The following is a 23,954-nucleotide window of genomic DNA, read 5'->3' on the forward strand; positions in this document are numbered from 1 at the left end:
GTACCGGCCGCTCTTGCGGGCGTCCGGCCCGTGCCTGGCTGTGTATCACTGAGTGATACGGGCGGCCGGGGCCGAGATCGGGTCTGAGACACTGGGAGGGTGATCTCCCGAATCGATCTGCGCGGTGACGCCCTCCCCGAGGGCGGCGCCCTGCGCGACCTGCTGCCCCGTGCCGAGTTCGACGTGGAAGCCGCCCTGGAGAAGGTGCGGCCCATCTGCGAGGACGTACGCCATCGTGGCACCGCGGCGCTGATCGAGTACGCGCGGCGGTTCGACGGCGTCGAGATCGAGCGGGTACGCGTCCCGCCCGAGGCGCTCACCAAGGCCCTCGACGAGCTGGACCCGGCCGTCCGCGCCGCCCTGGAGGAGTCCATCCGGCGCGCCCGGATCGTCCACCGCGAGCAGCGCCGCAGCGACCACACCACCAAGGTCGTCCCCGGCGGCACGGTCACCGAGCGCTGGGTGCCCGTCGAGCGGGTCGGCCTCTACGTCCCCGGCGGCCGCTCGGTCTACCCCTCGTCCGTCGTGATGAACGTCGTCCCCGCCCAGGAGGCCGGCGTCGAGTCCCTGGCCGTCACCTCGCCGCCCCAGGCCGATTTCGGGGGACTTCCGCACCCGACGATCCTGGCGACCTGCGCCCTGCTCGGCGTCGACGAGGTCTACGCCGCCGGCGGCGCCCAGGCCATCGCGATGTTCGCGTACGGCACCGAGGAGTGCCTGCCCGCCAACCTCGTCACCGGCCCCGGCAACATCTACGTCGCCGCCGCCAAGCGCCTCCTCAAGGGCCGCATCGGCATCGACTCCGAGGCGGGTCCGACGGAGATCGCGATCCTCGCCGACGACACCGCCGACCCGGTGCACGTCGCCGCCGACCTGATCAGCCAGGCGGAGCACGACCCGATGGCCGCCGCCGTCCTGGTCACCGACTCCCTGGAGCTGGCCGAGAAGACCGAGAAGGAGCTGGAGCCGCAGATCGCGGCCACCAAGCACATCGAGGACCGGATCGTGCCCGCGCTCTGTGGCCGGCAGTCCGCGATCGTCCTCGTCGACGGCATCGACGAAGGCCTCAGGGTCGTCGACGCCTACGGTGCCGAGCACCTCGAGATCCAGACCGCCGACGCCTCCGCCGTCGCCGCCCGGGTCCGTAACGCCGGCGCGGTCTTCGTCGGCCCCTGGGCCCCGGTCTCGCTCGGCGACTACTGCGCCGGCTCCAACCACGTTCTGCCCACCGGCGGCTGCGCCTGCCACTCCTCGGGCCTGTCCGTGCAGTCCTTCCTGCGCGGCATCCACGTCGTGGACTACACCCGCGACGCGCTGGCCGAGGTCGCCCACCATGTGGTGACCCTCGCCGAGGCCGAGGACCTCCCGGCCCACGGCGCCGCGCTCAAGGCCAGGTTCGACTGGAAGGTCCCGCACAGCAAGTGAGCCAGCACGTGACCAGGATCGACGACCTCCCCATCCGGGACGAGCTCCGCGGCAAGTCCCCGTACGGCGCCCCGCAGCTGGACGTCCCCGTACGCCTGAACACCAACGAGAACCCCTACCCGCTGCCCGAGCCGCTGGTCCGGCGGATCGCCGAGCGGGTCACCGAGGCCGCCCGCGAGCTCAACCGCTACCCCGACCGCGACGCGGTCGAACTGCGCACCGAGCTCGCCCGCTACCTCACCCGCACCGGCCGCCACACGATCACCAAGGACCAGGTCTGGGCCGCCAACGGCTCCAACGAGGTCATCCAGCAGCTGCTGCAGACCTTCGGCGGACCGGGGCGCACCGCCATCGGCTTCGAGCCGTCGTACTCCATGCACGCGCTGATCGCGCGCGGCACCGGCACCGGCTGGATCTCCGGCCCCCGCAGCGACGACTTCACCATGGACGTTCCGGCGGCCGAACAGGCCATCGCCGAGCACCGGCCCGACGTCGTCTTCCTCACCACCCCCAACAACCCCACCGGCAACGCCATCCCCGCCGAAGACATCGTCGCCCTGTACGAGGCGGCGCAGGCGGCAAAGCCGTCGCTGGTGGTCGTGGACGAGGCATACGTCGAATTCAGCCACGGCGACTCCCTGCTGCCGCTGCTCGAAGGACGGCCGCACCTCGTCGTCTCCCGCACCATGTCGAAGGCGTTCGGCGCGGCCGGGCTGCGCCTGGGCTACCTCGCCGCCGACCCCGCGGTCGTCGACGCCGTACAGCTAGTCCGGCTGCCCTACCACCTCTCGGCCGTCACCCAGGCGACCGCGCTCGCCGCGCTCGAGCACACCGACACGCTGCTGAAGTACGTCGAGCAGCTCAAGCAGGAGCGCGACCGGCTGGTGAGCGAGCTGCGCGCGGCCGGCTACGACGTGACGGAGTCCGACGCCAACTTCGTCCAGTTCGGCCGCTTCGAGAACGCGCACGAGGTGTGGCAGAAGATCCTTGACCGGGGCGTCCTGGTCCGGGACAACGGCGTACCGGGATGGCTGCGGGTCACCGCGGGCACCCCGGCCGAAAACGACGCGTTTCTCGACGCGGTCCGTCAGCTGAAGAAGGAGCAGAGCGCATGAACCGCGTCGGGCGCGTGGAGCGCACCACCAAGGAGACCACCGTCCTCGTCGAGATCGATCTCGACGGCACCGGACAGGTCGATGTCTCGACCGGGGTCGGCTTCTACGACCACATGCTCGACCAGCTCGGCCGGCACGGCCTCTTCGACCTCAAGGTCAAGACCGACGGCGATCTGCACATCGACACCCACCACACCATCGAGGACACCGCGCTCGCGCTGGGCGCCGCCTTCAAGCAGGCCCTCGGCGACAAGGTCGGCATCTACCGCTTCGGCAACTGCACCGTCCCGCTGGACGAGTCGCTCGCCCAGGTCACCGTCGACCTCTCCGGCCGCCCGTACCTGATCCACACCGAGCCCGAGAACATGGCGCCGATGATCGGCAGCTACGACACCACGATGACCCGGCACATCTTCGAGTCGTTCGTCGCCCAGGCCCAGATCGCGCTGCACATCCACGTCCCCTACGGCCGCAACGCCCACCACATCGTGGAGTGCCAGTTCAAGGCACTGGCCCGCGCCCTGCGCTACGCCAGCGAGCGCGACCCGCGCGCGGCCGGCATCCTCCCGTCCACGAAGGGCGCGCTGTGAACGGCCTCTCCACCGTCTTCATCCTCCTCGGGCTCTTCCTCCTCGGCGGCGTCTACTCCGTCTGGAAGCAGCAGCTGCCCAAGAGCATCATCACCGTGCTCGCCATCGGCTCCGCGATGTTCCTGGCCGCGGGCGTGCTCCGGCTGGAGGTGTGGAATTGACCGCCGCACCCCGTAAGCGCGTCGTCGTCTTCGACTACGGCTTCGGCAACATCCGCTCCGCCGAGCGCGCCCTCGCGCACGTCGGCGCGGACGTCGAGATCACCCGTGACTACGACACCGCCATGAACGCCGACGGCCTCCTGGTCCCCGGCGTCGGCGCCTTCGCCGCCTGCATGAACGGCCTGCGCGAGGCCCGTGGGGACTGGATCGTGGGCCGCCGGCTGTCCGGCGGCCGCCCGGTGATGGGCATCTGCGTCGGCATGCAGATCCTCTTCGGCCGCGGCATCGAGCACGGCGTTCAGACCGAAGGCCTGGACCAGTGGCCCGGCACCGTCGGCCCGCTGAAGGCCGACGTCGTCCCGCACATGGGCTGGAACACCGTCGACGCCCCCGAGGGCTCGCGGCTCTTCACCGGCCTGCCCGCCGACGCCCGCTACTACTTCGTGCACTCCTACGCGGTGCACGACTGGGAGCTGGAGACCGGCAACCCGCACCTCGCCGCGCCGAAGGTCACCTGGACGACGCACGGCGAGCGGTTCGTGTCCGCCGTCGAGAACGGCCCGCTGTGGGCCACCCAGTTCCACCCCGAGAAGTCCGGCGACGCCGGCGCCCAGCTCCTGACCAACTGGATCGACACCCTGTGAGCCCCCTGATGCCGAAGCTCGAACTCCTCCCCGCCGTCGACGTGCGCGACGGCCAGGCCGTCCGCCTCGTCCACGGCGAGTCCGGCTCCGAGACCTCCTACGGCGACCCGCTGCAGGCGGCCCTCGCCTGGCAGCGGGCCGGCGCCGAATGGCTCCACCTCGTCGACCTCGACGCCGCCTTCGGCACCGGCGACAACCGTGCGCAGATCGCCGAGGTCGCCCGCTCCATGGACATCAAGGTCGAGCTGTCCGGCGGCATCCGCGACGACGACTCCCTCGCCGCCGCCCTGGCCACCGGCTGCACCCGCGTCAACATCGGCACCGCCGCCCTGGAGAACCCGGAGTGGGTCGCCAAGATCATCGCCGAGCACGGCGACCAGATCGCGGTCGGCCTGGACGTGCGCGGCACGACGCTGCGCGGCCGCGGCTGGACCCGCGACGGCGGCGACCTCTACGAGACGCTGGCCCGCCTCGACTCCGAGGGCTGCGCCCGCTACGTCGTCACCGACATCAACAAGGACGGCACCCTCCAGGGCCCCAACCTGGACCTGCTGAAGAACGTCTGCGCGGCCACCGACCGCCCGGTCGTCGCCTCCGGCGGCGTTTCCTCACTGGACGACCTGCGGGCGCTTGCGACCCTGGTGCCGGAAGGTGTCGAGGGCGCCATCGTCGGTAAGGCGCTCTACGCAAAGGCATTCACCCTCGAAGAGGCCCTGGCGGCGGTGTCGTAGCCGGGCCGTAACCGTGCACCGAAAGGCGGCGTGATGACCATCGAGCGCGTACGGACCGACAGTCCCTGGGAAGAGACCATCGGCTTCGCCCGCGCCGTGGCGGCCGGCGACCGGGTCCTGGTCGCCGGCACCATGCCGCTGGCCGGCGGCGTCCTCCAGGGCGAGGGCGACCCGTACACCCAGACCAGGGCCGCCTTCACCAACGCCCTGGACGCCCTGCGCCCCTTCGGCCTGGACGCCTCCGCCGTCCTGCGCACCCGGATGTATCTGACCCACCTGCGCGACGTGGACGCCGCAGCCCGCGCCCACAAGGAAATCTTCGACGCCGCCCCGCCCGCCACCACCCTGGTCGTGGTCTCCGGCTTCGTCGACTCCCGCGTCCTGGTGGAAGTGGAACTAGAAGCTTTCCGAGAGCCTTCCGCACCCTCGGAGCAGTCACCCTTCAGAGAGGCCTGAACAGCAATGACCCTGGCGGTCCGAGTCATCCCTTGCCTGGACGTCGAAGGCGGCCGGGTCGTCAAGGGCGTCAACTTCCAGAACCTGCGTGACGCGGGCGACCCCGTCGAGATGGCCAAGATCTACGGCGACGAGGGCGCCGACGAGCTGACCTTCCTCGACATCACCGCCTCCTCCGGCAACCGCGAGACCACCTACGACGTGGTCCGCCGCACCGCCGAGCAGGTCTTCATCCCCCTCACCGTCGGCGGCGGCGTCCGCACCCCCGAGGACGTCGACAAGCTGCTGCGCGCCGGCGCCGACAAGGTCGGCGTCAACACCGCCGCCATCGCCCGCCCCGACCTGATCCGCGAGATCGCCGAACGCTTCGGCAGTCAGGTCCTGGTCCTGTCCGTGGACGCCCGCCGCACACCGTCGGGCTCCTTCGAGGTCACCACGCACGGCGGCCGCCGCTCCGCCGGCATCGACGCCGTCGAATGGGCCCACCGCGCCGCCGAACTGGGCGCCGGCGAGATCCTTTTGAACTCCATGGACGCCGACGGCACCAAGGACGGCTACGACGTGGAGATGATCGAGGCCGTCCGCAAGCACGTCACCGTCCCGGTCATCGCCTCCGGCGGCGCCGGCAAGCTGGACCACTTCGCCCCGGCCGTGGCCGCGGGGGCGGACGCGGTACTGGCCGCCTCCGTCTTCCACTTCGGCGACCTGCGGATCGGCGAGGTCAAGGACGCGCTGCGGGGGGCGGGGCACCCGGTGCGGTAACCCGGCCCGGCCCGGCGACCTTGTTAAGTGGAGGCACTCTCCGTATATTCGGAGGGTGCCTCCGTGTCGTGTCCGGAGGCCCGGCGAAGGGGGAGAGCCATGCGTACGGAACGTGTCGGGCCCGAGGTGAGCGCGCGGCGCGCGGACCGGACCGTCCTGGTGACCGGGGCGACCGGGCGGCAGGGCGGGGCCACCGCCGCGCGGCTGCTGGCGGACGGATGGCGGGTACGGGTGCTCGTACGCAAGGGGCGCAAGGACGCGGTCGACGGCCTGGTGCAAACCGGCGCCGAAGCGGTGACCGGAGACCTGGACGACCCGGCGTCGCTGGCCGCGGCCGCCGACGGCGCGTACGGCATCTTCGGGGTGACCCCGGACGACAAGGACCCCGACCGGGAGGTGCGGCGCGGCGACAACCTGGCAACCGCCGCCGCACAGGCGGGCGTCCGGCACTTCGTGTTCGCCTCGGTCGGCGGGGCCGAGCGCCCGACCGGTATCGGCTACTGGGCGGCCAAACGGGCCGTGGAGGAACGGATCGCCGCGCTCGGGCTGCCGGCGACCGTGCTGCGGCCGGTGCGCTTCATGGAGAACCACACCATCCCCGGCCTGCCCTTCGGCGGTATCACCGGCGACGGTGAGCTGGTGCACCTCTTCCCGCCGGACGTCCCCGTCCAGCTCATCGCCACCCGCGACATCGGCGTCTTCGCCGCACTGGCCCTCGCGCGCCCCGAGGAGTACCTGGGCCGCGCCCTGGAGCTGGCCGGCGACGAACTGACGTCCCGTCAAGCAGCGGCCCTGATCAGCGAGTTCACCGGACGCCCGATCACCTACCGGCACCTGCCGGCGGAGCGCGCCGGCCTGCCGCCCCAGGCCGCCCGCGCCTTCGCCGACCCGGCCGGGATCTGGCACGCCGACATCCCCGCCCTGCGCGCCCGCCACCCGGAACTGACCGACTTCCGCACCTGGCTGGCGGCCGGCGGCGCGGATCGGGTCACGGCCCTGCTGCGGGCCGACCGGCTCGCTCGACCCTGACCGGCCGACCCGTGCCGGAGAGGATCAGCGGCCGGCCCACGGGGCGCCCTGCACCCGACGGGACGGTCTCTGCCCGTACGCTCCGCCCATGAGCCGTGTCAATGATGTGGGCGGGCAGACCGGATTCGGCGCCTTGCAGATCGAGGCGGACGAACCGCCGTTCCACGCCGACTGGGAGGCGCGGGTGTTCGCGCTGAACTCCGTACTGGTACGCAACGGCGTCTACCGCCTCGATGAGTTCCGGGACGCGGTCGAGCGGATGGACCCCCAGCAGTACCTGGCGACCTCGTACTACGAGCGGTGGCTGATCGCGATCGAGACGCTGCTCGCGGAGCGGAAGGTCCTCTCGGATGGGTGACTTCCGTGCGGGGGAGTGGGTCCGGGTGCGCGCCGGCGATCCCGTCGGGCACACCCGCGTGCCGCGGTATGTACGCGGGCAGGTGGGGCGGATCGTCGAGTCACAGGGCCGCTGGGCCCTTGCCGACGAGGTGGCCGCGGGCCTCGCCGAGCCACGGGTCGAGCCCGTCTACACCGTGGCCTTTGCGGCGCGCGACCTGTGGGGCGAGGGAGACCACGAGGTCACGGTCGACCTCTGGGAGTCGTACATCGAACGGGCACGGAGGGACGGGGCATGAGCGACGGACACACCAGTACGCCGGTGGCGGCACGGGTGAGGCGGCTGGAGGAGCGGCTGATCGAGGCCCGCGTGGTCGACGAAACCCAGCTGGACGCGGCGCTCGCCACGATGCTCAAGGGCGCGTCACCGGTCAACGGGGCGCGGATCGTGGCGCGGGCGTGGGCCGACGAAGGCTTCCGGCGACGGCTGCTGGCCGATGCCAACGCCGCGCTGCCCGAGGTCGGGCTCTCGATGGCGGGCGGCATTCAGGAACAACGGCTCAAGGTCGTCGAGAACACCGACGCCGCCCACCACGTCATCGTGTGCACCCTGTGCTCCTGCTACCCGATCGGCCTGCTGGGACCCTCGCCGTCCTGGTACAAGAGCGAGGCCTACCGCTCGCGGGTGGTGCGGGAACCGCGCGCGGTGCTGGCCGAGTTCGGGCTGGAACTGCCCGAGGACACCGCGATCACGGTGTGGGACTCGAGCGCGGAGAGCCGCTACCTGGTCCTGCCGCGGCGGCCCGACGGCACCCGGCAGATGAGCGAGCCCGAACTGGCTGCGCTCGTCACCCGGGAAGGGCTCATCGGGACCGCCGCGGTGTGACTCAGCGCCCCTTGCGCGCCGCCCGCACGAACTCGCGGTTCATCCTGGTGATGCTGAACAGCGGGATGCCCTTGGGACAGGCCGTGGCGCACTCCCCCGCCAGGGTGCAGCCGCCGAAGCCCTCGGCGTCCATCTGGCCCACCATGTCCAGGACACGGGACTCACGCTGGGGCGAGCCCTGCGGCAGGACGTTGAGGTGATTGACCTTCGCCGAGGTGAAGAGCATCGCCGAGCCGTTGGGGCAGGCCGCCACACAGGCACTGCAGCCGATGCACTCCGCGTGCTCGAAGGCCGCGTCGGCGGTCGGCTTGGGCACGGCCGTGGCGTGGGCCTCGGGCGCGGCGCCGGTCGGGGCGGTGATGTAGCCGCCCGACTGGATGATCCGGTCGAAGGAGGAACGGTCGACGACCAGGTCCTTGACGACCGGGAACGCCGAGGCCCGCCACGGCTCGATGTCGATGGTGTCGCCGTCGGAGAACGACCGCATGTGCAGCTGGCAGGTCGTGGTCCGCTCCGGCCCGTGCGCATCGCCGTTGATGACGAGGCTGCACGCGCCGCAGATCCCCTCACGGCAGTCGTGGTCGAAGGCGACCGGGTCGTCGCCGGAGAGGATCAGCGACTCGTTGAGGGTGTCGAGCATCTCGAGGAAGGACATGTCCGGGGAGATGCCGTCGACCTCGTAGGTGGACATGGCGCCCGGGGCGTCGGGATTCTGCTGGCGCCAGACGCGCAGGGTGAGCTTCATGCGTAGCTCCGCTGGGTGGGGTGGACGTACTCGAAGACCAGGTCTTCCTTGTGCAGGGTGGGAGCGTCGCCGGTGGCGGTGCTGTGCTCTCCCGGGGGACGACCCCCGGACCCCCCGTATTCCCAGGCAGCCACGTACGAGAACGCCTCGTCGCGGCGGGCGGCCTCCCCGTCGGGGGTCTGGGACTCCGCACGGAAGTGGCCGCCGCAGGACTCCGCCCGGTGCAGCGCATCGAGACACATCAGCTCGGCCAGCTCCAGGTAGTCGACGACGCGGTTGGCCTTCTCCAGCGACTGATTGAACTCCTCGCCGGTGCCGGGCACCTTGATCCGCCGCCAGAACTCCTCACGGATCTGCGGGATCCGGTCGAGGGCCTTGCGCAGCCCCTCGTCGGTACGGGCCATCCCGCAGTACTCCCACATGAGTTCGCCGATCTCGCGGTGGAAGGAGTCCGGCGTACGGTCCCCGTCCACGGCCAGCAGCCGGGCGAGCCGCTCCTCGGTCTCCCGTACGGCCGCCACCGCCTCCGGATGCCCGGCGCCGACCTCGTCCTTGCGCGGATGGCGGGCGAGATAGTCGTTGATGGTCGACGGCAGCACGAAATAGCCGTCGGCCAGGCCCTGCATCAGCGCGGAGGCGCCGAGACGGTTGGCGCCGTGGTCGGAGAAGTTGGCCTCCCCGATGGCGAACAGGCCGGGGACGGTGGTCTGCAGGTCGTAGTCGACCCACAGCCCGCCCATCGTGTAGTGCACGGCCGGGTAGATCCGCATCGGGACCTCGTACGGATCCTCGTCGGTGATCCGCGCGTACATGTCGAAGAGGTTCCCGTACTTCGCCTCGACCGCCTTACGGCCCATCCGCGCGATGGCGTCCGCGAAGTCCAGATACACACCCTGGCCGCCGGGCCCGACCCCGCGCCCCTCGTCACACACATTCTTCGCCGCCCGGGACGCGATGTCGCGCGGCACCAGGTTGCCGAAGGACGGATAGATCCGCTCCAGGTAGTAGTCGCGCTCGTCCTCGGGAATGTCCTTCGGGGACCGCTGGTCGCCCTTCGCCTTCGGCACCCAGATCCGGCCGTCGTTGCGCAGCGACTCGCTCATCAGCGTCAGCTTGGACTGGTGGTCGCCGGTGCGCGGGATGCAGGTCGGGTGGATCTGCGTGAAGCAGGGATTGGCGAAGTACGCGCCGCGCCGGTGCGCCCGCCAGACGGCGGTCGCATTGGAGTTCATGGCGTTGGTGGAGAGGTAGAAGACGTTCCCGTAGCCGCCGGAGGCCAGGACGACCGCGTCGGCGAAGTACGTGTCGATCCGGCCCGTGACCAGATCGCGGGCGACGATGCCGCGGGCCCGCCCGTCCACCACGATCAGGTCCAGCATCTCCGTACGCGGGTGCATCTCCACGTTCCCCGCGGCTATCTGCCGCGACAGCGCCTGGTACGCGCCGAGCAGCAGCTGCTGCCCCGTCTGGCCGCGGGCATAAAACGTACGGGAGACCTGGACACCGCCGAACGAACGGGTGTCGAGCAGCCCGCCGTACTCGCGGGCGAACGGCACACCCTGCGCCACACACTGGTCGATGATCTCCACCGAGACCTGCGCCAGCCGGTGCACATTCGACTCGCGCGCCCGGAAGTCGCCGCCCTTGACGGTGTCGTAGAACAGCCGGTGCACGGAGTCGCCGTCATTGCGGTAGTTCTTCGCCGCGTTGATGCCGCCCTGCGCGGCGATGGAGTGGGCCCGTCGCGGCGAGTCCTGGTAGCAGAACTGCACGACGTGGTAGCCCTGTTCGGCGAGCGTGGCGCCCGCCGCGCCGCCCGCCAGACCGGTGCCGACGACGATCACGGTGTGCTTGCGCCGGTTGGCCGGGTTGACCAGCTTCGCCTCGAAGCGGCGGGTGTCCCAGCGCTCGGCGATCGGGCCCTTCGGGGCCTTGGTGTCGACGACCGGGGTGCCGGTCGCGTAGTGGGTGTATGCGGTCACGTCAGCTCACCAATCCGGTCATGACGGCGACGGGTACGGAGACGAAGCCCGCCGTCAGCAGCAGCGCGAGGACATCGGCCGTGGTCTTGAGCACCCGGTCCCGGGTGGCGCTGCCCGCGCCGAGGGTCTGCGCGGCGCTCCAGAAGCCGTGCCGGACATGCAGCCCGAGCGCGAGCATCGCGGCGATGTAGATGACGTCGCCGTACCAGGTGGAGAACGTGGCGACGACATTGGCGTACGGGTGGCCGGCCGCGGCGTGCGGGTTCACCGTCAGCGTCGTGAGGTCCAGGATGTGCCAGACGATGAACAGGCCGAGGATGATGCCGCCCCAGCGCATGGTGCGGGTGGCGTAGGAGGCCCGCTTCCGCCTGTGCGCATACTTCACCGGCCGGGCGGCGATGTCCCGGCGGCTGAGCTGGTACGCGGCCACCGCATGCGTGACGACGGCGACGACCAGCACCACCCGCGCCAGCCACAGGAACCACTCGTGGTGCAGGAACGGCTCGCCGATGGTGCGCAGCCAGGCGGCATACGCATCGAAGTCCGCGGCCCCGAAGAAGATCTTGAGGTTGCCCAGCATATGGACCACCAGATACAGCAGCATCACGATGCCGCTGACGGCCATCGCCGTCTTCTTGCCGACGGTCGAGCCCCACATGAGTCCGACGAAGGACGGCCGTCGATCCGTCCGCGTGTCCAGTGCCATGAACCCGACCGTAAGGACGCACCCGCCCATCAGTCCAAGACATGGTCCGGCTCATCTCCATAGGCCAGGCCTATCGCTGCTTTATATTCCCCTTATGCAGCTGCAGCAGCTCCGCTACTTCACGGCCGTCGCGGACACCCGCCACTTCACCCGCGCCGCCGAGCGCGAACATGTCGCCCAGCCCTCCCTCTCCCAGCAGATCAGGTCCCTGGAAAGGGAGCTGGGCGCCGAGCTCTTCCACCGCGCCCGCGGCCACATCACCCTCACCGACGCCGGCGAGACCCTGCTGCCACTGGCCCGGCGCATCCTCGCCGACGCCGAGACCGCCCGCCGCGAGGTCCAGGAAGTCGCCCAGCTCCGCCGGGGCCGGCTCCGCCTCGGCGCCCCGCCCAGCCTCTGCGCCAGCCTCGTTCCGGATGTGCTCAGCACCTTCCATGCCACCTACCCCGGCGTCGACCTGATCGTCACGGAGGACGGCTCCCAGGACCTCGTCCGGGCGCTGGCCGACGGCGAACTCGACCTCGCCCTGGTCATCACGCCGCTCCCGGTCCAGGCCCCGGCCCTGGCCACCTCCGAGCTGCTGCGGGAGGAGCTGGTCGTGGTCTCCGCCCCGGACCGCCCCGCCCCGGTGACCGGCCGCCGTACCCGCATCCGCGTCGAGGACCTCCGCGGCCGCCCCCTCGCCATGTTCCGCCGCGGCTATGACCTGCGGGAATTCACCACCGCGGCCTGCCGGGCGGCCGGCTTCGAACCCACCTTCACCGTGGAGGGCGGCGAGATGGACGCCGTCCTCGGCTTCGTACGCGCCGGCCTGGGCATCGCCGTCGTACCGAGCATGGTCGCCGAACGCTCCGGCCTGCGCGTCACCCGCTTCGCCAGCCCCGCCATGCACCGCGTCGTCTCGGTCGCCCACCGAGGCGACGTCTCGCCGCCTCGCGCTGCGCGGGAGCTGGAACGGATTCTGCGGGATCGCCTGTAGCCTTCCGCTGCGCTTTGCTTGGGCCGACGTTTTCGGCTGCGGCGCCGTGGTGGTTGTTCGCCGTTTCGCCTGCGGCGGGCTGGTGCCGCTGCGCGGGGCTGTTCGGCTGCGGCACCGGGCCTCCGGACTTCGTCCTGCGGCCCGGCGCCTCCCCGTTGGGGGTGGTGGAGACCCGTGGGGGTGTACGTACGTGGTCGGGTGCGGCCAGTGGACCCAGTGACGGGGCACTGGACACTCAACGCCCACCCCCACCGGCCTCACCACCCGCCCACGGGAGGGGACGGACCGTAGCGGCGAAGCCGTGTAGGGCCGTCACCGCACCCGACAAACCCACGCCCGCCGCTGGGGGTACCTCCCACGCCCTTTAGGCAGTGGGGGAGCAACGGCGACAAACCCCAACGGCGGGACAGCCGAACACGTCGGCCCAGGCAAAGCGCAGCGGAGGGGCCGCAGGCGCAACGGCGAACAACCCCCACGGCGGGAAAGCCGACAACGTGGGGCCCAGGCAAAGCGCAGCGAACGCGCAACGGACGGTTCAGACCCCCAGCCTCGCCGCCCCCACCCGCTCGACCGCCTCCTTGTCGCCGTCCAGCTGCACGTCGGCCGCCTCCTGCCGGCCGAACGCGAACATCGTCAGCTCACCCGGCTCACCGGTCACCGTGACCACCGGCGTACCGCGGTGCGCCACCGCCGTCTGCCCGTCCGGCCGCCGCAGCACCAGTCCCACCGGCGCCTTACGGCCCAGCACCCGCGCCCCCCGCTCGAGCCGCGACCACAGCGCATCGGAGAAGACGGGATCCAGTTCCCGCGGACTCCAGTCCGGCTGCGCCCGCCGCACGTCCTCGGCGTGGACATAGAACTCCACGGTGTTGGACGCCTCGTCGATCTGCTTCAGCGCGAACGGCGACATCGCCGGCGGCCCGGTCCGGATCAGCTGGATCAGTTCCTCGTACGGCTTGGCCGCGTACTCCGCCTGCACCCGCTCCAGCCGCGCGGCCAGCGGCTTGATCACCAGACCGGCCGCCGCGTCCGCGCGCCGATCCCGTACCACCACGTGCGCGGCCAGATCCCGCGCCGTCCAGTTCTCACACAGCGTCGGCGCCTCCGCCCCCGCGCTCTCCAACAGATCGGCGAGAAGGAGCCGTTCACGCTTCGCATGGGTCGACATACGGCCACCCTACGACCGGGCCCTGCGCACTGCCACGGCGCCGCACTCGCGCTGCCGCGCCGCCGCACTCACCCTCCGACCGACAGCACCACCAGGACGGTCCCGACGACCACCGCCGCCGCGAAGACCGAGACCAGCACCCGGACCGCCACCTTCGCCGCCCGGTCCGGGTCCGGCGGCGGGGGCGGGAGGGGCGGCTGCGGCGGGTGCATACGACCAGAATGCCTCGTCGCGGAATGCCGGGCGGCACAATGGGCACCATGAGCAGCCGCGTCACCGCCTCCGACTCCGACACCCCGTCCACCGCAGCACCCTCCCTGGACCCCGCCGTCGCCGCCCGCCTCAAGCGCAACGCCGACGGCCTGGTCCCCGCCATTGCCCAGCAGTACGACACCGGCGAGGTGCTGATGCTCGGGTGGATGGACGACGAGGCGCTGCACCGCACGCTCACCACCGGGCGCGGCACGTACTGGTCCCGCAGCCGCCAGGAGTACTGGGTCAAGGGCGGCACCTCCGGCCACTTCCAGCACGTCAAGTCCGTGGCCCTGGACTGCGACGCCGACACCATCCTCATCAAGGTCGACCAGGTCGGCGCGGCCTGCCACACCGGCGACCGCACCTGTTTCGACGCGGACGTACTGCTCCGCCAGGACTGATCGCGTCCCCAGGACTGATCGCGCCGGGCAGGGGCTTGCGCGACGCCCCGTAACACTATGTAATGAATCCGGGAATTGATTACGCTCCGTGATTGTTGCTGAGTAAAAGGAGGCGTCACGCGAGGCCGACCTCCACGCGCCGGCCGACACGTCGTACTGTCGGGCGCGGCCCGTACGGATCACCCGCGCGCGGCCCGTACGGGATCACCTGGCGGACGCGCGCCCCGCGCCACGCCGAGCACTACTAGGATCCGACGCCATGACCACGGGAACCACCGGCACCGCGACACCGGACCTCGAGAACTTCCGCACCCTCGCGAAGGACCGCCGGGTCATCCCGGTCACCAGGCGGCTGCTCGCCGACGGCGACACCCCGGTCGGCCTGTACCGCAAGCTCGCGGGCGAGCGCCCCGGCACCTTCCTCCTCGAGTCCGCCGAGAACGGCCGTACGTGGTCGCGGTACTCGTTCATCGGCGTACGCAGCGCCGCCACGCTCACCACCCGTGACGGGCAGGCCCACTGGCTCGGCACCCCGCCCGTCGGCGTGCCCACCGACGGCGACCCGCTCGCCGTGCTGCGCGCCACCGTCGAGGCGCTGCACACCCCGCACGACCTCGTCGAGGGCGCGGGCCTGCCGCCGTTCACCGGCGGCATGGTCGGCTACCTCGGCTACGACATCGTGCGCCGCCTGGAGAAGGTCGGCGACAGCACCGAGGACGACCTGCGGCTGCCCGAGCTGACCATGCTCCTCACCTCCGACCTTGCGGTGCTCGACCACTGGAACGGCACGGTCCTGCTGATCGCCAATGCGATCAACCACAACGACCTCGAGACCGGCATCGACGAGGCGTACGCGGACGCGGTGGCCCGCCTGGACGCGATGGCCTACGACCTCGCCCGCCCCGGGCCCGCCGGTGCCGCCGCGCTGCCGCCGTCCGAGGTGCCGCCGTACACCGCCAAGTGGGGCGGCCCCGCCTTCCAGGAGGTGGTCGAGGACATCAAGGAGCGCATCCGGGCCGGCGAGGCGTTCCAGGTGGTGCCCTCCCAGCGCTTCGAAACCCCTTGTACGGCAAGCGCGTTGGACGTCTACCGGGTGCTGCGGGCCACCAACCCCAGCCCGTACATGTACCTCTTCCGCTTCGAGAGCGGCGACGGCGGCACGGCCTTCGACGTCGTCGGGTCCAGCCCGGAGGCGCTGGTGAAGGTCGAGGGGGGCCGGGCGATGGTGCATCCGATCGCCGGGACCCGGCCGCGCGGCGCGACCGTCCAGGAGGACCAGGCGCTGGCGGACGAGCTGATGGCCGATCCCAAGGAACGCGCCGAGCACCTCATGCTGGTCGACCTGGGCCGCAACGACCTGGGCCGGGTCTGCGAGCCGGGCACCGTCGAGGTCGTCGACTTCATGTCCGTCGAGCGCTACAGCCATGTCATGCACATCGTCTCGACGGTGACGGGGACGGTCGCCAAGGGCCGTAGCGCCTTCGACGTGCTGACGGCCTGCTTCCCGGCCGGGACGCTCTCCGGCGCGCCCAAGCCCCGCGCCATGCAGATCATCGAGGAACTGGAGCCGACCCGGCGCGGCCTGTACGGCGGCTGCGTCGGATATCTGGACTTCGCCGGCGACTCCGACACCGCCATCGCGATCCGTACGGCGCTGCTGCGGGACGGCACCGCCTACGTCCAGGCGGGCGCCGGGATCGTCGCCGACTCCGACCCGGTCGCCGAGGACACCGAGTGCCGCAACAAGGCGGCGGCGGTGCTGCGGGCCGTGCACACGGCGAACCACCTGGACAAGTAGGCCACCCCGGGGCGGTCCACCGGGCGGGACCACCAACGGCTCCTGCCCCGGCCCGCCCCGCCGCGGGGTGCCCCGAGCGCCCAACAGGGCGGCGGCGGCGGTGCTGCGGGCCGTGCACACGGCGAACCACCTGGACAAGCAGGCCGCCCCGGCCCGTCCGGAAAGTAAGCCGCCCCGGCACCCGGACAAGCAGGCCGCCCCGGCCCGTCCGGATGGCTGCCCCACCCCGCGCGCCGGGCGGCGTGGGCCGGTGCGCGATAGTGGTACGCGTGAGTGCCGTACCCCAGCCCCGTACAGAAGCCGCGCCCGCGCCGTCCGGCGCGCCCCGCAGCGCCAAGCGCAGCCTCGCCCTGGCGCTGGTGGCCGGCGCGGCAGGCGCCGCGCTCGCGCTGCTGGCCGCCGGCCGGACCTGGGCCACCGGCACCGCGGTCCTGGCCCAGGGCGAGCTGCCGCGCAGCGTGACCGGCAGCGATGTGACCGGCGTGCCCGGCGCGCTGGCCGTCGTCGGCCTCGCCGCACTGGTCGCCGTCTTCGCGGTCCGCCGGGCCGGCCGCATCGCGGTCGCCCTGCTGCTCGCGCTCAGCGGCCTGGGCATCGCCGTTGCCGCCGCGCTCGGCAACTCCGACACCTCGGCGCTGCGCGAGCAGGCGTCCACCGCCGTCGGTCTGGCCGGCACCGATGTGCATCACGTCACGCACACCCTCTGGCCGTGGGTGACCGCGGCTGGCGGTCTGCTGCTGCTGGCCGCCGGACTGCTCGCCCTGCTCTGCGGCCGCCACTGGCCCGCAATGTCGGGGAAGTACGAGCGCACACCGGGCGGCGCCCGCGGTCCGCGGCGCGCGCCGACGCCCCCGGACCTGGACCGTCCCGAGGAGATCTGGAAGTCCCTGGACCGCGGCGAGGACCCCACCCGGTAACGGTGCCCGCCCCGGCATCGGTGACAATGGACGACGATTACCGCGCCCGGACCCCGGCGCGAGAGAGCAACGAGGAGCACTCATGTCGAGCAGTGGCCACGGACACACCCCCGCCGCCTGGACCGGCGTCATCATCTCGTTCATCGGCTTCTGTGTCTCCGGAGCCTTCATCGTGCTGGCGAACGTCCCCGGGTTCTGGGCGGGCATGGTCCTGATCGGCCTCGGCGCCGTGGTCGGCGGCCTGATGCGGATGGCCGGCCTGGGTTCGGAGCCGAAGCGCGCGGCCAAGCCGTCCCCCGCGGCGCAGGTCCGTCCGCAGGAGAGCTGACCACCGCTCCCGCATCTCAGCAGCACCTCCGAAGGCGCCGCTTCCCGGCCCGTACGCCCCCTCGGTGCGTACCCGCCGTCCGTGCCCACCCCGTACGGCGGCCGAGAAGCTGCGCCTTCGCGCATTCGGGGTCACCATGGGCAGCGTGACCGATCCCGTGGCCGAGGTCCGGATGGCGGGCGGCCTGCCGCGTAGGCTCGCGGCGCCGCTGGGAACCCTCACGGCCGTCACGGCCGCCTTCACCGTCGTCGGCGCCGTCGATCCCGGCGAGCCCGGCCACTACCCCGTCTGCCCGTTGCTGCACCTCACCGGCATCTTCTGCCCGGCCTGCGGCGGGCTGCGCAGCGCGCATGCCGTCGCGCACGGCGACCTGGGCGCCGCACTGCACGCCAATGCGCCGGCGGTGGCCGGCTATGCCGCCTTCGCCGTCTTCTGTGCGCTCTGGCTCCTGCGCGCGGCCCGCGGCCGCCGCACGCCCGGCCCGCGTCTCGGGGCCGTCCACTGGTGGGCGCTCGGCGCCCTGCTGCTGGCCTTCACGGCGGTACGCAACCTCCCCTTCGGCACCGGCCTGACGCCATGACCGGCCGCCTGCCCCAGGGCACCAGGAAACCGGCCGCTGTCCAGGTGGTGGGACCACCGTCAACCGGATGCGGGACCTGTGCCCCATGGCGGATACCATCGGAGTGCCTGATGGGACGGCGCCTCGTACCAGGGGGCACCGTCCACCCCCACCGTTCTAGAAGGAGGCCGCTCGCGTGAGTGTGCTCGACGAGATCATCGACGGAGTCCGCGCCGACCTCGCAGAGCGGCAGGCACGCGTCAGCCTCGACGAGCTCAAGGAGCGGGCCCAGAAGGCACGCCCGGCCAAGGACGGCGTGGCGGCCCTCAAGGGCGAAAGCGTCACGGTGATCTGCGAGGTCAAGCGGTCCAGCCCCTCCAAGGGCGCGCTCGCCGCGATCGCCGACCCGGCCGCGCTCGCCGCCGACTACGAAGCGGGCGGCGCCGCGGTCATCTCCGTCCTGACCGAACAGCGCCGCTTCGGCGGCTCGCTGGCCGACCTCGAGGCCGTCCGCGCCAAGGTCGACATCCCCGTCCTGCGCAAGGACTTCATCGTCACCGCCTACCAGCTGTGGGAGGCCCGCGCCTACGGTGCCGACCTCGCCCTGCTGATCGTCTCCGCACTGGAGCAGCCCGCGCTGGTCTCGCTCATCGAGCGCGCCGAGTCGATCGGTCTGACGCCGCTGGTCGAGGTGCACGACGAGGAAGAGGTCGCCCGCGCGGTGGACGCCGGCGCCAAGATCATCGGCGTCAACGCCCGCGACCTGAAGACCCTCGAGGTCGACCGCGGCAACTTCGCCCGCATCGCCCCCGAGATCCCCGACCACATCGTCAAGATCGCCGAGTCCGGGGTGCGCGGCCCGCACGACCTGATCGCCTACGCCAACGACGGCGCGGACGCGGTCCTGGTCGGCGAGTCCCTCGTCACCGGCAAGGACCCCAGGACCGCGGTCGCCGACCTGGTCGCCGCGGGCTCCCACCCGGCGATCCGCCACGGGCGCTCCTGAAGGCCCGGACCGCTCACATGACCGTCAGTGCCTCCCGCATCCGCCGTCCCGGGCCGAGGGCCTGTCCTGGCCACCGCTCCGGCCCGTCCGTGGTGCTCGCCGCGGCCGCCGGGGACGGCCGGCACGCGGCGCTGGGGCGTGGTTGTCGGCCGCGTGGCTGCCGGGCGCCCGCGCGACGCGTCCACGGACGCCGGGTGCGCTATCACATCGGTTCGGAGCCGGGACAGATCAACGGGCGCCGATGGCGCCCGGCTGCCGCGCACTGACCGGGGGCCGAAGGTCTCCGGCCGGTCGGCCATACGGTCACGCCCGGGCGTTCCTTCCGTGGAGACGGCAAGGCGCCCAGCGGCGCGGACCGGCGGTCCGGTACGGGTGATGCCCGTACCGCTGTACCACCGGTGGCGTTCCACCGGTGCCGTACCGGCCGGTCCGGGTCGCCCACCGAGCGGACCCGCCACCCCCGGCACCCGTGTGCGCAGCAGTCATCTCCCGTAGCGTGATGTCCGAAATCCGATACGACGGGGCCAATGCCCCGATCGAGGAGCGCGTCAGATGTCCTCCGAGTTCTTCATTCCCGACCCCGACGGTCAGGTGCCCAGCCCCGCGGGCTATTTCGGTGCCTTCGGCGGCAAGTTCATCCCCGAGGCCCTGGTCGCCGCGGTCGACGAGGTCGCCGCCGAGTACGAGAAGGCCAAGGCGGACCCCGCGTTCGCGGCCGAGCTCGACGACCTGCTGGTCAACTACACCGGGCGTCCCAGCGCGCTCACCGAGGTGCCCCGGTTCGCCGAACACGCAGGCGGGGCCCGGGTGTTCCTCAAGCGCGAGGACCTCAACCACACCGGCTCCCACAAGATCAACAATGTCCTGGGGCAGGCGCTGCTCACCAAGCGGATGGGCAAGACCCGGGTCATCGCCGAGACCGGCGCCGGCCAGCACGGCGTCGCCACCGCCACCGCCTGCGCCCTGTTCGGCCTCGAGTGCACCATCTACATGGGCGAGATCGACACCAAGCGCCAGGCGCTCAACGTCGCCCGGATGCGGATGCTCGGCGCCGACGTCATCGCCGTGAAGTCCGGCAGCCGCACCCTCAAGGACGCCATCAACGAGGCGTTCCGCGACTGGGTCGCCAACGTCGACCGCACCCACTACCTCTTCGGTACGGTCGCAGGACCGCACCCCTTCCCGGCGCTGGTCCGCGACTTCCACCGCGTCATCGGCGTCGAGGCCCGCCGCCAGATCCTCCAGCGCGCCGGCCGCCTGCCGGACGCCGCTGTGGCCTGCGTCGGCGGCGGCTCCAACGCCATCGGCCTCTTCCACGCCTTCCTCGCCGACACCGGCGTCCGCCTCATCGGCTGCGAGCCGGGCGGCCACGGCGTCGAGACCGGCGAGCACGCGGCCACCCTCACCGAGGGCACCCCCGGCATCCTGCACGGCTCGCGGTCGTACGTCCTCCAGGACGAGGACGGCCAGATCACCGAGCCGTACTCCATCTCGGCCGGCCTGGACTACCCCGGCATCGGCCCCGAGCACGCCTACCTCAAGGACGCCGGCCGCGCCGAGTACCGCGCGGTCACCGACGACGAGGCGATGCGGGCGCTGCGGCTGCTGTCGCAGACCGAGGGCATCATCCCGGCCATCGAGAGCGCCCATGCGCTGGCCGGCGCCCTGGAGGTCGGCCGCGAGCTGGGCCCCGAGGGCCTGCTGCTGGTCAATCTGTCCGGCCGCGGCGACAAGGACATGGACACCGCCGCCCGTTACTTCGGGCTGTACGACGACAAGGGCGAGGCCGGCGTGAACGGCGCGGTCCAGCCCGCGGGCGAGGGGGAGAAGTGATGGCCGGCAACATTGAGCTCCTGAATTCCGTACTGGCCCAGGCCCGTACGGAGAACCGCGCCGCCCTCGTCGGCTACCTCCCGGCCGGCTTCCCGACCGTGGACGGCGGCGTCCGGGCGATGACCGAGATGCTGGACGGCGGCTGCGACATCGTCGAGGTCGGCCTGCCGCACAGCGACCCGGTCCTGGACGGCCCGGTCATCCAGACCGCCGACGACATCGCGCTGCGCGGCGGCATCAAGATCGTCGATGTCATCCGTACGGTCGGCGAGGTGCATGCCGCCACGGGTGCGCCGGTGCTGTGCATGACGTACTGGAACCCCGTCGACGCCTACGGGGTCGAGCGGTTCGCCGCCGACCTGGCCGAGGCGGGCGGCGCCGGCTGCATCCTGCCGGACCTGCCGGTCGAGGAGTCCGAGGTGTGGCGCAAAGCCGCCGAGCAGCACGGTCTGGCCACCGTCTTCGTGGTCGCGCCGAGCAGCCGCGACGAGCGGCTCGCCAAGATCACCGCGGCGGGCAGCGGCTTTGTCTACGCCGCCTCCCTGATGGGCGTCACCGGCACCCGCGCGTCGGTCGGCCGCGAGGCGCAGGACCTGGTGGACCGCACCCGCGCCACCACAGCGGCCCGTCGCGGCCTCCCTGTGTGCGTCGGCCTCGGCGTCTCCAACGCCGAACAGGCCGCCGAGGTCGCCCAGTTCGCGGACGGCGTGATCGTCGGCTCGGCGTTCGTCAAGCGGCTGCTGGATGCGGACGGCGACCTCGACGCCGGCCTGACGGGCGTCCGTGCGCTGGCGGGCGAGCTGGCCGAGGGCGTGCGCAAGCGCGCATAAGGCCATCCGCCAGGGGGGCGTCCCCCGATAGAGCGAACATCGGTGCGGAGGGGTGCGGCGGCACCCCTCCGCTTCGTTGTCCAGGGGCGTGAACCAGAAGAACCATGACGCAAAGCGCAGCGCCCGCGAGCGGCTGCAGGAACAGCGGGCCAAGGAAGAGGCACGCGCCCGGCGCGGCCGCCAGGCGATCGTCGCCGGATCGGTGGTGGCGGTCCTGGCGCTCGGCGGCGGCATCGCCATCTGGGCCTCGTCGACGGGCGGCGGAGGCAGCAGCACCGACAACGAAACCGCCCGCCCCAAGCAGGCCAGCGGCGGCGACAAACCCGCCGTCCCCGTAGGCGCACCCGACGCCCCCTCCACCCTCACGGTGTGGGAGGACTTCCGCTGCCCCGCCTGCAAGCAGTTCGAGACCGGCTTCCGCCCGGTCATCCACGAACTCGAGGACTCCGGCCGGCTCAGGACCGAGTACCACCTCGCGACGATCATCGACGGCAACACCAACGGCAAGGGCTCCCGCACCGCCGCCAACGCCGCGCTCTGCGCCCAGGACGCCGGCCGGTTCCGTGAGTACCACGATCTGCTCTACGCCAAGCAGCCGCCCGAGCAGCAGGACAGGTTCTCCGACAAGAAGTACCTCCTCCAACTCGCGGAGAAGGTCAAGGGCCTGCCGTCCGCCGCCTTCACCAAGTGCGTCGACGAGGACCGCTACGCCGGCTTCGTCGAGAAGTCCAACACCGCCTTCACCGGCTCCGGTTACCAGGGCACCCCGACCGTCCTGCTCAACGGCAAGGACCTGGCCAAGGAGAAGGGCGGGCGCTTCACGCCGACGGACTTCAAGAAGATGGTGCTGGAGGCCAACAAGGGCAAGAAGCCGGGGAAGCCGTCGCAGACGGTGCCGCAGACACCGCCGCAGAAGCCGCAGCCGAGCGCGTCGCCCTCGTAGTACGCGGGCCCGGGGGGCTCGTTGCGGGCCCGGGCACACAGCGTCATGGCGTGCTACGCCAGGGTCGTTACGCAGCCGTTGCCGGGTGTGGTTGTCGCCGACCCCGCCCGGCGCGGTAGCGTCGACCCTGCCATGGACCTCGCATTCATTCCCAGCCCGTCGACCGGCGTCGTACATCTCGGCCCGATCCCGCTGCGCGGCTACGCATTCTGCATCATCATCGGCGTCTTCGTCGGCGTCTGGCTCGGCAACAAGCGCTGGGTGCAGCGCGGCGGCCGCTCCGGAACCGTCGCGGACATCGCGGTTTGGGCCGTGCCCTTCGGGCTGGTCGGCGGCCGCCTCTACCACGTCTTCACGACGCCCGAGCCGTACTTCGGCGAGGACGGCCATCTGATCGACGCCCTCAAGGTGTGGCAGGGCGGCCTCGGCATCTGGGGCGCGGTCGCGCTCGGTGCGGTGGGCGCCTGGATCGGCTGCCGCCGCCGCGGCATCCCGCTCCCCGCATACGCCGACGCGCTGGCGCCGGGCCTGGCCATCGGGCAGGCGATCGGCCGCTGGGGCAACTGGTTCAACCAGGAGCTCTTCGGCAAGCCCACCGATGTGCCCTGGGCCCTGGAGATCAGCTCCGACCCGGCCATCGGCCGCGTCGGCGGCACCTACCACCCGACCTTCCTGTACGAGTGCCTGTGGTGCCTCGGCGTCGCGGCCCTGGTGATCTGGGCCGACAAGCGCTTCCGTCTCGGCCACGGACGGGCCTTCGCCCTGTACGTCGCCTCCTACTGCGCGGGCCGGGCCTGGATCGAGTACATGCGCGTCGACGAGGCGCACCACATCCTGGGCCTGCGGCTGAACGTCTGGACCGCGCTGATCGTCTTCGTCCTGGCCGTCGTCTACTTCGTCATCTCGGCGAAGAGGGTGCCGGGCCGCGAAGCGGTGGTGGAGCCGGGCGCGCAGTCGGCCGAGGCCGCGGACGCGGAAGACGCCGATGCCGGCGCCGCCGAGGAGGACGGCACCGGCACGAAGGTCGCGATGGAGAAGGCACCCGCCGAGGAGACGGCGGACGCCGGGTCCGACGCCAAGCAGGAAGACGCCCCGAAGGAAACCGCCTCCGACACCAAGGCCGAAGCCGACGAGCCGGCGCAGGACGCCAAGGACGTGCCGGGCGACGAGAAGCCGCAGAAGAAGGCGGACCCGGAGCCGGAGCCGAAGGACGCCAAGGGTTCCAAGGACAGCAAGGACGCCGACGACGACCCGTCGGATGCCGACGCACCCGCCGGGAGCGGCAGCAGCAAGAAGTCCCGTATGAGCTGCTGCTGAGGAACCGATGCGCCCTCGGCCGGCCACGGCTCACGCGTCGGGCCTCGGTCAG

28 protein-coding genes are annotated in these 23,954 nt (G+C 71.8%); 23 read left to right on the plus strand and 5 right to left on the minus strand.

Annotated features, from left to right (window positions below; genetic code table 11):
* Nucleotides 1-99 precede the first annotated feature (99 nt).
* From hisD to AB0D04_RS22310, 12 genes are all read left to right on the plus strand, one after another.
* On the plus strand, nucleotides 100-1,425 hold the full coding sequence (gene hisD / locus AB0D04_RS22255) for a histidinol dehydrogenase (protein ID WP_362705915.1): 1,326 nt from the start codon (nucleotides 100-102) through the stop codon (nucleotides 1,423-1,425).
* A gap of 8 nt (nucleotides 1,426-1,433) precedes the next feature.
* The gene (locus AB0D04_RS22260) at nucleotides 1,434-2,540 is read left to right on the plus strand and encodes a histidinol-phosphate transaminase (protein WP_362705995.1); all 1,107 of its coding nucleotides are present in this window, start codon (nucleotides 1,434-1,436) and stop codon (nucleotides 2,538-2,540) included.
* Nucleotides 2,537-3,130 carry an imidazoleglycerol-phosphate dehydratase HisB gene (gene hisB, locus AB0D04_RS22265; RefSeq protein ID WP_362705917.1) on the plus strand — a complete coding sequence of 198 codons (594 nt, stop codon included), beginning with the start codon at nucleotides 2,537-2,539 and terminating at the stop codon, nucleotides 3,128-3,130. Before AB0D04_RS22260 ends, hisB begins: the two co-directional genes overlap by 4 nt.
* Nucleotides 3,127-3,291, plus strand: coding sequence for a hypothetical protein (locus AB0D04_RS22270; RefSeq protein ID WP_362705920.1), 165 nt, complete (start codon nucleotides 3,127-3,129; stop codon nucleotides 3,289-3,291). Before hisB ends, AB0D04_RS22270 begins: the two co-directional genes overlap by 4 nt.
* Entirely contained in the window at nucleotides 3,288-3,935 is a 648-nt protein-coding gene (gene hisH / locus AB0D04_RS22275) for an imidazole glycerol phosphate synthase subunit HisH (RefSeq protein ID WP_362705923.1), read from the plus strand. Before AB0D04_RS22270 ends, hisH begins: the two co-directional genes overlap by 4 nt.
* A gap of 8 nt (nucleotides 3,936-3,943) precedes the next feature.
* Complete coding sequence (priA, locus tag AB0D04_RS22280) at nucleotides 3,944-4,666, plus strand: bifunctional 1-(5-phosphoribosyl)-5-((5-phosphoribosylamino)methylideneamino)imidazole-4-carboxamide isomerase/phosphoribosylanthranilate isomerase PriA (protein WP_362705926.1); 723 nt, start codon at nucleotides 3,944-3,946, stop codon at nucleotides 4,664-4,666.
* Nucleotides 4,667-4,699: 33 nt separating this feature from the next.
* Nucleotides 4,700-5,122 (plus strand): Rid family hydrolase, encoded by a 423-nt coding sequence (locus AB0D04_RS22285; RefSeq protein ID WP_362705928.1) that lies wholly within the window; start codon nucleotides 4,700-4,702, stop codon nucleotides 5,120-5,122.
* Between the two features lie 6 nt (nucleotides 5,123-5,128).
* On the plus strand, nucleotides 5,129-5,884 hold the full coding sequence (gene hisF, locus AB0D04_RS22290; RefSeq protein WP_362705931.1) for an imidazole glycerol phosphate synthase subunit HisF: 756 nt from the start codon (nucleotides 5,129-5,131) through the stop codon (nucleotides 5,882-5,884).
* 99 nt (nucleotides 5,885-5,983) lie between these two features.
* Nucleotides 5,984-6,913, plus strand: coding sequence for an NmrA/HSCARG family protein (locus tag AB0D04_RS22295; protein WP_362705933.1), 930 nt, complete (start codon nucleotides 5,984-5,986; stop codon nucleotides 6,911-6,913).
* Between the two features lie 88 nt (nucleotides 6,914-7,001).
* The gene (locus AB0D04_RS22300; RefSeq protein ID WP_362705936.1) at nucleotides 7,002-7,271 is read left to right on the plus strand and encodes a hypothetical protein; all 270 of its coding nucleotides are present in this window, start codon (nucleotides 7,002-7,004) and stop codon (nucleotides 7,269-7,271) included.
* The gene (locus tag AB0D04_RS22305; protein WP_362705939.1) at nucleotides 7,264-7,548 is read left to right on the plus strand and encodes an SH3-like domain-containing protein; all 285 of its coding nucleotides are present in this window, start codon (nucleotides 7,264-7,266) and stop codon (nucleotides 7,546-7,548) included. The genes AB0D04_RS22300 and AB0D04_RS22305 overlap by 8 nt, the downstream gene beginning before the upstream one ends.
* Nucleotides 7,545-8,135 (plus strand): nitrile hydratase subunit alpha, encoded by a 591-nt coding sequence (locus AB0D04_RS22310; protein ID WP_362705941.1) that lies wholly within the window; start codon nucleotides 7,545-7,547, stop codon nucleotides 8,133-8,135. Before AB0D04_RS22305 ends, AB0D04_RS22310 begins: the two co-directional genes overlap by 4 nt.
* Nucleotide 8,136: 1 nt before the next feature.
* Here AB0D04_RS22310 and AB0D04_RS22315 read toward each other — a convergent pair whose 3' ends face one another.
* Genes AB0D04_RS22315 through AB0D04_RS22325 form a run of 3 tightly spaced genes read right to left on the minus strand, consistent with a single transcriptional unit; the run spans nucleotide 8,137 to nucleotide 11,568 of the window.
* On the minus strand, nucleotides 8,137-8,880 hold the full coding sequence (locus tag AB0D04_RS22315) for a succinate dehydrogenase/fumarate reductase iron-sulfur subunit (RefSeq protein WP_362705944.1): 744 nt from the start codon (nucleotides 8,878-8,880) through the stop codon (nucleotides 8,137-8,139).
* Nucleotides 8,877-10,862 (minus strand): fumarate reductase/succinate dehydrogenase flavoprotein subunit, encoded by a 1,986-nt coding sequence (locus AB0D04_RS22320; protein ID WP_362705946.1) that lies wholly within the window; start codon nucleotides 10,860-10,862, stop codon nucleotides 8,877-8,879. The genes AB0D04_RS22315 and AB0D04_RS22320 overlap by 4 nt, the downstream gene beginning before the upstream one ends.
* Nucleotide 10,863: 1 nt before the next feature.
* Nucleotides 10,864-11,568, minus strand: coding sequence for a succinate dehydrogenase cytochrome b subunit (locus tag AB0D04_RS22325; protein ID WP_362705949.1), 705 nt, complete (start codon nucleotides 11,566-11,568; stop codon nucleotides 10,864-10,866).
* A 94-nt stretch (nucleotides 11,569-11,662) separates the two neighbouring features.
* On the opposite strand from AB0D04_RS22325, the gene AB0D04_RS22330 reads away from it, so the two are divergent.
* Nucleotides 11,663-12,547, plus strand: a complete 885-nt coding sequence (locus AB0D04_RS22330) for a LysR substrate-binding domain-containing protein (RefSeq protein ID WP_362705952.1) — start codon at nucleotides 11,663-11,665, stop codon at nucleotides 12,545-12,547.
* A 535-nt stretch (nucleotides 12,548-13,082) separates the two neighbouring features.
* Here the strand turns inward: AB0D04_RS22330 and AB0D04_RS22335 are convergent.
* Both AB0D04_RS22335 and AB0D04_RS22340 read right to left on the minus strand, forming a co-directional pair.
* Nucleotides 13,083-13,715 (minus strand): TIGR03085 family metal-binding protein, encoded by a 633-nt coding sequence (locus AB0D04_RS22335; protein ID WP_362705954.1) that lies wholly within the window; start codon nucleotides 13,713-13,715, stop codon nucleotides 13,083-13,085.
* 68 nt (nucleotides 13,716-13,783) lie between these two features.
* Nucleotides 13,784-13,927, minus strand: a complete 144-nt coding sequence (locus AB0D04_RS22340; RefSeq protein WP_362705957.1) for a hypothetical protein — start codon at nucleotides 13,925-13,927, stop codon at nucleotides 13,784-13,786.
* A 48-nt stretch (nucleotides 13,928-13,975) separates the two neighbouring features.
* Here AB0D04_RS22340 and hisI point away from each other — a divergent pair, with 48 nt between their 5' ends.
* From hisI to lgt, 10 genes are all read left to right on the plus strand, one after another.
* Nucleotides 13,976-14,371 (plus strand): phosphoribosyl-AMP cyclohydrolase, encoded by a 396-nt coding sequence (hisI, locus tag AB0D04_RS22345; protein ID WP_362705960.1) that lies wholly within the window; start codon nucleotides 13,976-13,978, stop codon nucleotides 14,369-14,371.
* Nucleotides 14,372-14,630: 259 nt separating this feature from the next.
* Nucleotides 14,631-16,169, plus strand: coding sequence for an anthranilate synthase component I (locus AB0D04_RS22350; RefSeq protein ID WP_362705963.1), 1,539 nt, complete (start codon nucleotides 14,631-14,633; stop codon nucleotides 16,167-16,169).
* 269 nt (nucleotides 16,170-16,438) lie between these two features.
* Nucleotides 16,439-17,086, plus strand: coding sequence for a TIGR02234 family membrane protein (locus AB0D04_RS22355; RefSeq protein ID WP_362705966.1), 648 nt, complete (start codon nucleotides 16,439-16,441; stop codon nucleotides 17,084-17,086).
* Nucleotides 17,087-17,168: 82 nt separating this feature from the next.
* Nucleotides 17,169-17,414 (plus strand): HGxxPAAW family protein, encoded by a 246-nt coding sequence (locus AB0D04_RS22360; RefSeq protein ID WP_362705969.1) that lies wholly within the window; start codon nucleotides 17,169-17,171, stop codon nucleotides 17,412-17,414.
* 172 nt (nucleotides 17,415-17,586) lie between these two features.
* Complete coding sequence (locus tag AB0D04_RS22365) at nucleotides 17,587-17,994, plus strand: DUF2752 domain-containing protein (protein ID WP_362705997.1); 408 nt, start codon at nucleotides 17,587-17,589, stop codon at nucleotides 17,992-17,994.
* A 175-nt stretch (nucleotides 17,995-18,169) separates the two neighbouring features.
* Nucleotides 18,170-18,979 carry an indole-3-glycerol phosphate synthase TrpC gene (gene trpC, locus AB0D04_RS22370; RefSeq protein WP_362705972.1) on the plus strand — a complete coding sequence of 270 codons (810 nt, stop codon included), beginning with the start codon at nucleotides 18,170-18,172 and terminating at the stop codon, nucleotides 18,977-18,979.
* Between the two features lie 552 nt (nucleotides 18,980-19,531).
* Complete coding sequence (trpB, locus tag AB0D04_RS22375; RefSeq protein ID WP_362705974.1) at nucleotides 19,532-20,812, plus strand: tryptophan synthase subunit beta; 1,281 nt, start codon at nucleotides 19,532-19,534, stop codon at nucleotides 20,810-20,812.
* Nucleotides 20,812-21,642 carry a tryptophan synthase subunit alpha gene (gene trpA, locus AB0D04_RS22380; RefSeq protein WP_362705977.1) on the plus strand — a complete coding sequence of 277 codons (831 nt, stop codon included), beginning with the start codon at nucleotides 20,812-20,814 and terminating at the stop codon, nucleotides 21,640-21,642. Before trpB ends, trpA begins: the two co-directional genes overlap by 1 nt.
* 88 nt (nucleotides 21,643-21,730) lie before the next feature.
* Nucleotides 21,731-22,585 carry a thioredoxin domain-containing protein gene (locus tag AB0D04_RS22385; protein ID WP_362705979.1) on the plus strand — a complete coding sequence of 285 codons (855 nt, stop codon included), beginning with the start codon at nucleotides 21,731-21,733 and terminating at the stop codon, nucleotides 22,583-22,585.
* A 132-nt stretch (nucleotides 22,586-22,717) separates the two neighbouring features.
* On the plus strand, nucleotides 22,718-23,902 hold the full coding sequence (gene lgt, locus AB0D04_RS22390; RefSeq protein WP_362705983.1) for a prolipoprotein diacylglyceryl transferase: 1,185 nt from the start codon (nucleotides 22,718-22,720) through the stop codon (nucleotides 23,900-23,902).
* Nucleotides 23,903-23,954: the final 52 nt, after the last annotated feature.

The organism is Streptomyces sp. NPDC048483 (assembly GCF_040651455.1).
In the GTDB taxonomy this organism is placed as follows: domain Bacteria; phylum Actinomycetota; class Actinomycetes; order Streptomycetales; family Streptomycetaceae; genus Streptomyces.